We start from the raw sequence: 9,244 nt of genomic DNA, 5'->3' as shown, positions 1-9,244 counted from the left end.
ACCGGGCCGCGGCCGACGGCGGTCCCGCGGCCGACCGCCGCGCCGCCTCCACCAAGGCCCGGCCCTCGCCGCTGCACAGGTCCAGCCACCCGGGCGCCGTGCCGCCGTGCTCCGCCAGCCGGTCGAGCGGGTCGAAGCCCAGCTCGCGGGCGTAGCTGTTCACCCCGGTGAGCCCGCGTTCGCGGTTCATCGTGCTGTTGGCCACCACCGGGGAGGCGGTGAGCTCGCTGTCGCCGATCAGTCTGACCATCAGCCGACCCTACCGGCAGCGGAAACGGCCGCTCCCGTACCGGAAACGGCACGGGAACGGCACGGGAGCGGGTCAGGCTCCGGGAACGCCCCGGAACCGGCCGGAGCGGCCGCCCCCGGGGCGGGGACGGCCGCTCGGCCGGTCGACCGGGCTCCGTCAGGCGGCGTCCCGCCAGACGGTCAAATGCTCAGGCACTCAGGCACTCAGGCGACAGACGGTCAGACCGTCAGCGCCTGGCCCGGGAAGATCAGGTCCGGGTCGCCGCCGATGGTGCGCACGTTCTTCCGGTAGAGGCTGTCGGTGTCGGTACCGAACTTGGCCGCGATGTCGCTCAGGGTGTCGCCGCTCCTGACCGTGTAGTCGCCGCCCGCGGTGTTCTTCGGGGCGACCGGCGCGGACTGCGCGGGCTTGGCCGAGGGCTGCCCCTTGGGCGCCTGCTGCTTGGCCGCCGGCGCGGCGGCGGGCTTGACCGCGGGCTTCGCGGCGGGCTTGGCAGCAGGCTGCGCCGCCTTCGGGGCGGGCTTGGCCGGCTTGGCCGCCTTGGTGTTCGAGGGGGCGGCGGCCGGAGCACCACCCTTGCCCAGACCCGCCTTCTGCGAGCAGACCGGCCAGGCGCCCGGCCCCTGCGAGGCGAGGACCTTCTCCGCGACGGCGATCTGCTGCTCCTTCGTCGCCTTGTGGGCCTGGGAGGCGTACGCGGTCCCGCCGTACGCGGCCCAGGTGGACGGGCTGAACTGGAGCCCGCCCTGGAAGCCGTTGCCGGTGCTGGTGCTCCAGTTCCCGCCGCTCTCGCACTGGGCGACGGTGTCCCAGGTCGAGCCGGTGGCGGCGGAGGCCGAGGTGGCCGTGACGAGGCCGGCCACCGGCAGGGCCGCGACGGCGGCGCCCGCGACGACCGCCATCCGTACGCGGTTGCGCTTGGTGGTGGCGGTGGTCTCGGTGGCAGCGGCGGTCTCGTGACGGGGTTTCATACAGGTCCTCTCGACGAGCCCCGGGCGGGCAGGCGGAACCAGGCCCGAGACATGGGCCGGCAGTCTTTCGCTCACCTCACTCGACGGGCGGCGGGGCACGTGTCGGACGTGCCGTGCCGCCCCGGTCACCTCCGCACGCCGACGGCCTGTTCGAGCCGGCCTGGTCGGCGGACACCGCCCTCGCGCCGTGGGTCAGTCGGCGGGCAGTGCCTCGGGGTGAACCCGGGTGGCGCTCGGTGCGCCGCCAATGAAGCTAGGGGCATCACCCGGACGCAGCAAGCAATTCTTGGACGTCGCAGGTCAGTTGACTGTTACCGGCGGTATCGATCTAGAAGCTGCACGCGGTTTGACCAGCTTTGACTGAATTTTCAAGATCAAATGGTCATATTCCGTGCCCTCGCTCACACCTGTCCATCCGAGAAAGCCGGCGCACCCTCCACACGGAGGAACCGTCAGCTGACGCACCGTCACCACCGCACCCGGAGTTCCCCGTTCCGCGGCGCCGCCGAGTGGCATCCGCCACACTCGCCACGTACCGCGACCGGACGAGCACCCTCAGTGGCGGCCGTCGAGCTCCGCGTCCCGCGCCAGCAGCGCCGCCTGGACCCGGTTCTCGCAGCCCAGCTTGGCCAGGATCCGGCTGACGTAGGTCTTCACCGTCGCCTCGCTCATGTGGATCCGCGCCCCCGCGTCGGCGTTGGACAGACCCTCGCCGAGCAGCGCCAACACCTCCGACTCGCGCCCGGTGAGCACCTCCAGCCGACGCCGCGCCGCCACGCTGCGGGCCGCCAGCGAGGCGCTGCGCCCGGAGGCCAGCGAGTCGACGATGTGCCGGGTGGCGGCCGGGGACAGGAAGGCGTTCCCGCCCGCCGCCGCCCGGACGGCCTGGATCAGCTCGTTCGGCGCGGTGTCCTTGAGCAGGAAGCCGGCCCCGCCCTCGGTCACGGCGCGCAGGACGTTCTCGCGCTCCCCGAAGGTGGTGAGGATCAACGCCCGCGCGCCGGGGGCGGCCTTCGCCAGCTCCCCGAGCGCCGTCAGCCCGTCCATCACCGGCATCTGGATGTCCAGCAGCACCACGTCCACCCGGTGCGCCCGCGCGAGTTCCAGCGCCTCCCGGCCGTCGGCGGCCTCCGCGACCACCTCGATGTCGTCGGCGGAGCCCAGGATCATCCTGATCCCGGCCCGGATCAGCGGCTCGTCGTCGGCGACGAGGACTCGGATCACGCTGGTCATTCCCCTCGAACGGTGCTTCGGCTGCGGAACCATCCTCACATCCCGGCCGGACCGTTCGGAACCGCCCCGATCCGGACCGCCGCCGTCCGAAACCGACCCGGCCCGCCCGGGCCGGAGCACCCGCCCGCGCACGGGGGCACTCAGCCCCTCATCACGTACTCCTGTTTGTCCACCAGCACCCCGTCCCGGAAGCAGAATCGCGCCACGTGCTCCTCGTTCCAGCCGGAACCGGGCACACCGTCCAGGCCGTACCAGCGGCAGTGCGCGCCCGCCGGCACCTCGGGGCCGCTCCCCTTGTAGGTGTCGGTGAAGAAGTCGTTGCCGCGCGGCAGCGTGCGCAGCACCTCCGCCTCGGCGGTGCCGACCTTGATCTGATCGAACATCGGCTTCGCCACGCTGGCGTCGTTGGTGCCCTGGACGAAGGCGACCACGCCCCAGACCAGCAGACCGAGCACCGTCAGCGCGACGGTGCCCACCCCGATGGCACAGCCCAGCGCGGGGCTCCGCCGCCGGCGCCCCGCCTCGACGGGCGTCAGGCCTTCCGGCATCCAGTCCTCGGCCCCGGCCGGCCCGGCCGCCCCGTCCTGCTCGGCCCCTTCGTACGGCAGGACGGCCGCCAGCCGGAAGCCCTGCTCCGGCGTGGGCCCGGCGTGCACCATCCCGCCGACCAGCCGGGCGCGCTCCCGCAGGCCGGTCAGCCCCTGACCGCCGCTGACCGCCGCGCCCGCGCCGGTGCGTGCGCCCACCAGCTCCGGCGCGCGACCGTTGGTCACCTCCACCACCAGCGCGTCCGGCTCGTACCGGAGCGCGACCCCGATCGACGCGCCGGGGGCGTGCTTGTGCGCGTTGGTGAGCGCCTCCTGCACGATCCGGTACGCCGCGTGGTCGACGGCGGCCGGCAGCGGGCGCCGTTCGCCCTCCCGGCTGAGCCCGATCTCCGCCCCGGCCGCCCGGGAGGACTCCACCAGCCCCTCGACCCCGTCCACCCCGCCCCGGCCCGACGCCCCTGCGGCCGCCCCGGTGGCGGGCGGCACCGCCGTCGACTCGTCGTGCAGCACGCCGACCACCTCGCGCAGCTCGCGCATCGCCGCCACCGCCGCCTGCCGGAGCACCCCGACCGCCTCGCGCTGCCGGTCGGTGAGCGTGCGGTCCACCTCCAGCGCGCCCGAGTGCACCGAGATCAGCGCCAGCTGGTGGCCCAGGCTGTCGTGCATGTCCTGGGCGATCCGGTGCCGCTCGCGCAGCCGCGCCTGGTGCACCACCATGACCCGCTCGCGCACCAGCTGCTCGTTGCGCTCGCGCAGCGCGTCCAGCAGGGCGCGCCGCTGCGCCCGGTAGCGGCCGTAGAGCCCGGGCAGCACGGCGACCAGCAGGAAGAAGCCGAGCGACAGGCCGAGGACCAGCTTCGGCGAGAGCGAGGCGGCCTCCTTCAGCACGCCCGTCATGGTGAACAGCACCCAGCCCACGACGAAGGCACCGACCAGCGACCAGACCCGGCGGATCCGCGCCCCGGCCGTCCAGCCCGCGCAGACCAGCAGCGGAAGCGGGCCGGCCGCCCAGCCGGCGAGGGCCGCGGTGACCAGCAGCACGGGGGCCGGCAGCCCCTTGCGCAGGACGAACAGCACCATGACGGCGAGGCCGAAGGGCACCGCCAGGCCGGAGCCGGTGATCAGTTCCAGCAGGGCGGCGAAGCCGCCCATCACCAGGGCGAGCACCGCCTCGCCGACCACCCGCCGGGGCCGCCAGGGCCCCGGCAGTGCCGTCCGTACCGCCGTGTCCCAGGCCCGCGCGATCGCTTCCACCCGTCGAGGCTATCCGCCGGGACCAGGTGCCCGCCGTCCTCCTTCGTCGCCCTCCCGCGCCGACGAAAGTCGCCGCCCGGCCCCACCCGCCGGGGGCGTACGGCGCCCCGGCCGGACCCGGGTCGCGGCGCCCCGGGCTGCCCCGGGGCCCGGCCTGCACCAGCATGGACGGCATGCCGAGCGAATCCCGCCGCACCACCGTGGTCAACCTCAAGGGCCACCGCGACGACACCGACTACGAGGACGTCGTCTACGTCGGCCGGGCGATGCACCGCGGCGGCTGGCACCTCGCCGAGTCGCCGCTGCACTGCCCGTACCGACCGGGGCCCGACCTCACCCGCGAGGAGATGGTGGTCGAGTACCGCGCGTACCTGCTCGCCCGCCCCGACCTGCTCGGCCTCGTCCCCCCGCTGCGCGGCCACCGCCTCGGCTGCTGGTGCGCCCCGCTCCCCTGTCACGCCGACGTCCTCGCCGAACTGGCGGACCACCCGCCGAAGAGGTGAGGAGACGGGGAGGAGAGGAGGGGAGGAGAGGTGTGGTCCCCTTCTTTCCTCCCCTTCCACCGTTTCGTACGCATAGCTGCCTGTTCGGTATCCTCCGGGCGGATGGCGGCGCGGGGCCGCCGGTGGGGAAGCGAGAGCCGCATGCAGTCATCGTCGTCCACGGGTCCCGCGCGCGAGACGTCGTGGCAGTGGGACGAGGCGACCGACGGCGGCGGGGCTCCCGAGGACGTGATCGCGGGCGGCGGGGAGCGCCGCCCGCCCAGCCGGCCCCGGCCGGCGGCGCCTGCACGGTCGACGACCTGCGGATCACCGCCTCCGACAGCAGCACCGACAAGGTCCACGGCGTCGTCACCGTCCAGCTGCACAACAAGGGTTCACGGGACTGCCGGATCGCGGGCTACGCCGGTGTCGACCTGAAGACGGCCGACGGCAGCACCACCCCCGTGCCGCGCAACTCCGCCCCGTCCTACCCGGACACGATCCGGCCCGGCCAGGACGCCGCCTTCAACATCTACTACCCGCTCGCCGACGGCGGCGGCTCCGGCGTGCGGCCCCAGCAGATCGTCGTCACCCCGCCCAACGACACCCACCAGGCGGCCGTCGCCTGGCCGGGCGGCTCGTTCCCGCTCGACAACCCGGACCACCCGGGCCAGGGAGTCAGGCTCGAAATCGGCCCGGCGGGCAAGGCCGGCTGACCGCGGTCGGAAGCCGCGCCCCGGTCCGCTCGATCACCACGGCCTACGGTGAGTGTGGCGGCTGCGCGGGCGCGGCGCGGCGTTCAAGTTGCGGGGCGGGACCGGCGTCAACGCCGAGTCGGCGATGGCGAGTTCGGCACCGGACGCCGGGGTGGTGAGCGGTGGCGCGGCCGGGTTCGCCTCGGCCACGCTGTGGTGGAACGGCGTCTGCCGGCGGGCCACGTACCGGAGGAGGGACGAGCGGGCCCCTGCTGTGGATCGCGGCCGGGAACCGATCGGGGACGGGCCCCGGGCCTCACGGGGCTCCGCCGTCCGGCCTCAGCCCGTGATCTGCGCCAACGCCACTTCAGCCTCGCGCAGTTCGGCGAGGCCGAGCAGCTGGGAGATCGCCACCGCCTCGCGCAGGCAGGTGACGGCGCGGTCCCTGTGGCCGAGGGCGTCCAGGGCCCGGCCGCGGACGACCAGAGCGCGTGCCTCCGCGCGGGGCAGGCCGATCTCGTGGCTGAGCGCGCGGGACTGCTCGGCGGCCGCGTCGGCCGGCTCCGGCTCGCCGCGCCGCAGGTGTGCCGTGGCGAGGTGGTGCAGCACATGGGCCTCCACGTCGGGCAACCGCCGCTCGCGGCTGACCCGCAGGCCGTCCTGGAAGCAGTCCAGGGCCTCCTGCGACTCGCCGAGCAGGGTCAGCGCCAGCCCCCGGCAGACCAGGGCCCGCGCCTCGCCGGTGCCGTCGCCGAGCGCGCGGTAGAGGGCCAGGCCGGCCGCGCTGTGCTCGGCCGCTTCGGCGGCCCGGCCGATCCGCACGCAGGTGACGACCAGGTTGTTGAGGGTGTTCGCCTCACCGGAGCGGTTGCCGATGCGCCGCTGGAGCGCGAGGATCCCGGCGAACAGGGCCACGGACTCCTCGGTGAAGCCCTCCGTGGAGCACGCCACCATCGCCTGGACGTTCAGTGCCTCGGCCAGCAGCACCGGGAGGTCGTGCTCACGGCAGAGCGCCTCGGTCCGGTCGATGTGCGCGGCGGCCTCCGCGGACTTGCCGACCTGCCAGAGTCCGCCGGCCAGCATGTACCGGGCACCGGCCTCGGCGCGGGGGAGGCCGGCCCGCCGGGCGGCGTCGGCCAGGGCCCGGGACGGGGCGACGGCGTCCGGCCAGGCGAATGCCCGTTCCAGCAGCGGGTCCAGGCCGAGCAGGACGTCCGCAGCGGGGCCGACCAGGGCGGGCAGCGTCCGTACGGTCTGGCCGAGGACGTCGAGGACGAACTCCCGTTCCTGGTCGAACCAGGCGTGCGCGGCCGTGGCGTCGGGGAAGTCCGTGCCGGGACCGCGCCGGGATCCGAGGAGTTCGGCGATCCGGTGGCCCGGGCGGACCACCCGGTAGGCGTCGCGGACGGTGCCGAGCAGCAGGTCCATCAGCCGGGCGGCGGCCCCGTCGGTGTCCTGGGCGGACTCCGTCTCGGCCAGCCGCTCGCGGGCGAACAGCCGCAGCAGGTCGTGGTAGCGGTAGCGGCCGTCGTGCAGGGACTGGAGCAGGCCGGTGTGCAGCAGCTCCTCCAGGAGCCGCTCGGTGTCGGCTTCGTCCGCGCCGAGCAGGGCGGCGGCGCAGGGCAGCGAGATGGTGGCGCTCCGCGGCAGCGCGAGCAGCCGGAAGGCCCGGGCGAGTTCCGGGGCCAGCTGGTCGTAGCCGAGCCGGAAGCAGGCCTGGACGTCCAGCTCGCCGGCCCGCAGGCGGCCCAGCCGGCGTCGCTCGTCGGCGAGTCGGCGGAGACAGTCGGCCAGGGTGCCGTCCGGCCTGGCGAGCAGCCGACAGGCGATGATCCGCACCGCGAGCGGCAGGTGGCCGCAGGTCTCCGACAGGTCGGCCGCGGCGGTGAACTCGGCGAGCACCCGGTCGGCGCCCAGCACGGTGGTGAGCAGCTCCAGCGCCTCGTCCAGCCGGAAGGCGTCCACCTCGACCTGGGTGGCGGGCAGCGCGGTCAGCCGGGCGCGGCTGGTGACGAGCACCGCGCAGCCCGGGTCGCCGGGCAGCAGGGGGAGGACCTGGTCGGCGTCCCGCGCGTTGTCGAGCAGCAGCAGGACCTTCCGGTCGGCCAGCATGCTGCGGTACAGGGCAGCGCGGGCCTCGGGGTCGTCGGGCAGGCCGGCCTCGGAGACGCCGAGGGCGCGCAGGAGCCGGCCGAGGACGGCGGCAGGGTCGGCCGGGCGGTCCGCGACCCCGGCGAGGTCGACGTAGAGCTGCCCGTCGGGGAAGGCGGAGCGCACCGCGTGGGCCGCGCGGACGGCCAGAGTGGTCTTCCCCGCGCCGCCGATCCCGTGCAGCGCGCAGATCCGCACGGCCGGCGCCGCGGGAGCCCGCAGGAGCTCGGTGAGCCCGTGGAGCAGTTCCTCGCGCCCGGTGAAATCAGGTGTGTCGGCCGGGAGTTGGGCGGGCTTCGGGAGCCGTGGGGGCTCCGGCGGGGCCGGCGGCAGCAGCGTCGGGTCGGAGCGCAGGATCCGCAGGTGCAGCTCGGCCAGGCGCGGATCGGGGGCGGTGTCCAGCTCGGCCGCCAGCAGCGCCCGGGTCTCCTCGTAGACCGCGAGCGCCTCGGCGGGGCGGCCGCACCGGAACAGTGCCCGCATCAGCAGCAGTCGCAGGCTCTCGCGCAGCGGGTGCTCGGCGGTGAGCGCGGTCAGCGCGGAGACGGCGGTGGCGGCGGCCGCGGCCTCGCCGAGGGCGAGATCCAGCTCGATCCCGGTCTCCACCAGGCCGAGGTGCAACCGGTCCAGCTGCTCGCGCCTGTCCTCGGCGAACGGCCCGGTCAGCCCGGCCAGCGGCACCCCCTGCCAGCGTTCCAGCGCCCGCCGGACCAGGGCCCGGGCGCCCACCAGGTCGCCGGCCTCCCTGGCCCGCCCGGCCGAGGCGGCCTCCCGCTCGGCCTCCGCGAGGTCCACGGCCCGCTCGGGCACCCGCAGTGCGTACGAGCTGCCGACGGTGACCAGCAGGCCGGGCCCGCCGTGCCGCCGGTGCCCGGGCTCCAGCAGCGTGCGCAGCCGGGAGACGTAGGTCCGGACGATCGGCGTCGCGGACTTGGGGGGCGCCGTTCCCCACAGGCCGTCCACCAGCTCCTCGACGGCGACGGGCCGGCCGCCGCGCAGCAGCAGCACCGCCAGCGCCGCGCGCTGCTGGGCGCCGCCCAGGGCCAGTTCGGTGCCGTCGCGCCAGCCGCGCACCGGCCCGAGAAGGCTGAAGGCGAGAGTTTCCGTCCCGGTCACGCGCCGATTCCCCCCTGGTCCGCGGATGATCCGGAGCGATTCTGGCAGGTGGTCGAACCAATGCCCCGCGCGGGGCCAGCCGCTGCCCGCCCCACGGAAAGTGACCGTCCGTCGGCGGCGCCGGGCCCTGCCCTATATTTGACGACCTTGATCATCCGAGGGAGGGGGCACGATGGGCGCTGCGGCGGACGGGCTGCGCTTCACCGTGCTGGGGCCGGTGCGGGCGCTGCGCGACGGCGGCGAGCTGAACACCGGGACACCCCGGCAGAAGGCCGTGCTCGCGGTCCTGCTGCTGCACCCGGGCCGCGCCGTGTCGGCCGACCAGCTCGTGGACGCCCTGTGGGGCGAGTGCCCGCCGGGCCGCCCGGTCGCGGCGATCCGCACCTATGCCTGGCACCTGCGCAAGGAGATCGAACCCGACCCCGCCGAGCCCACGGTGCTGCTGCGGGTCGGCAGCGGCTACCGGCTGGACGTCCCGGAGGAGGCCGTCGACGCCGGGCGGGCCGCCGGGCTGATCGCCGCGGCGGCCCGGGCCCGCACCGCC

General features: G+C 75.3%; 7 protein-coding genes and 1 pseudogene. 3 read left to right on the top strand and 5 right to left on the bottom strand.

Annotated features, from left to right (window positions below; translation table 11 throughout):
* The 4 genes and pseudogenes from BU198_RS07130 to BU198_RS07115 all read right to left on the bottom strand — a co-directional run.
* A pseudogene (locus BU198_RS07130) lies at positions 1–250 on the bottom strand (hypothetical protein); the annotation flags it as partial.
* Between the two features lie 218 nt (positions 251–468).
* The gene (locus BU198_RS07125) at positions 469–1,221 is read right to left on the bottom strand and encodes a transglycosylase family protein (protein ID WP_188296003.1); all 753 of its coding nucleotides are present in this window, start codon (positions 1,219–1,221) and stop codon (positions 469–471) included.
* A gap of 555 nt (positions 1,222–1,776) precedes the next feature.
* A complete protein-coding gene (locus BU198_RS07120; RefSeq protein ID WP_188296005.1) occupies positions 1,777–2,445 on the bottom strand; it encodes a response regulator transcription factor in 669 nt (222 codons plus the stop codon).
* A gap of 149 nt (positions 2,446–2,594) precedes the next feature.
* Complete coding sequence (locus BU198_RS07115; RefSeq protein ID WP_317620004.1) at positions 2,595–4,256, bottom strand: histidine kinase; 1,662 nt, start codon at positions 4,254–4,256, stop codon at positions 2,595–2,597.
* 173 nt (positions 4,257–4,429) lie between these two features.
* Here BU198_RS07115 and BU198_RS07110 point away from each other — a divergent pair, with 173 nt between their 5' ends.
* Together BU198_RS07110 and BU198_RS07105 are read left to right on the top strand one after the other, a co-directional pair.
* Entirely contained in the window at positions 4,430–4,759 is a 330-nt protein-coding gene (locus tag BU198_RS07110; protein WP_188296002.1) for a DUF4326 domain-containing protein, read from the top strand.
* Positions 4,760–4,941: 182 nt separating this feature from the next.
* On the top strand, positions 4,942–5,454 hold the full coding sequence (locus BU198_RS07105) for a DUF4232 domain-containing protein (protein ID WP_188296001.1): 513 nt from the start codon (positions 4,942–4,944) through the stop codon (positions 5,452–5,454).
* Positions 5,455–5,772: 318 nt separating this feature from the next.
* Here BU198_RS07105 and BU198_RS07100 read toward each other — a convergent pair whose 3' ends face one another.
* Positions 5,773–8,700, bottom strand: coding sequence for an AfsR/SARP family transcriptional regulator (locus BU198_RS07100; RefSeq protein WP_188296000.1), 2,928 nt, complete (start codon positions 8,698–8,700; stop codon positions 5,773–5,775).
* 172 nt (positions 8,701–8,872) lie between these two features.
* Here BU198_RS07100 and BU198_RS07095 point away from each other — a divergent pair.
* Positions 8,873–9,244, top strand: a 372-nt coding sequence (locus BU198_RS07095) for a winged helix-turn-helix domain-containing protein (RefSeq protein WP_188295999.1), incomplete at its 3' end; no start/stop codon positions are given.

This window comes from Streptomyces sp. CBMA156, assembly GCF_014596515.1.
Taxonomy (GTDB): Bacteria; Actinomycetota; Actinomycetes; order Streptomycetales; family Streptomycetaceae; genus Kitasatospora.
The sequence above is the reverse complement of the archived record's forward strand: the minus strand, read 5'-3'. Positions and strand labels throughout refer to the sequence as shown.

Bases quoted from the DNA above. Each gene is read 5' to 3' on its own strand.
- BU198_RS07125 (WP_188296003.1), bottom strand. From the start codon at position 1,221: ATGAAACCCCGTCACGAGACCGCCGCTGCCACCGAGACCACCGCCACC.
- BU198_RS07110 (WP_188296002.1), top strand. From the start codon at position 4,430: ATGCCGAGCGAATCCCGCCGCACCACCGTGGTCAACCTCAAGGGCCAC.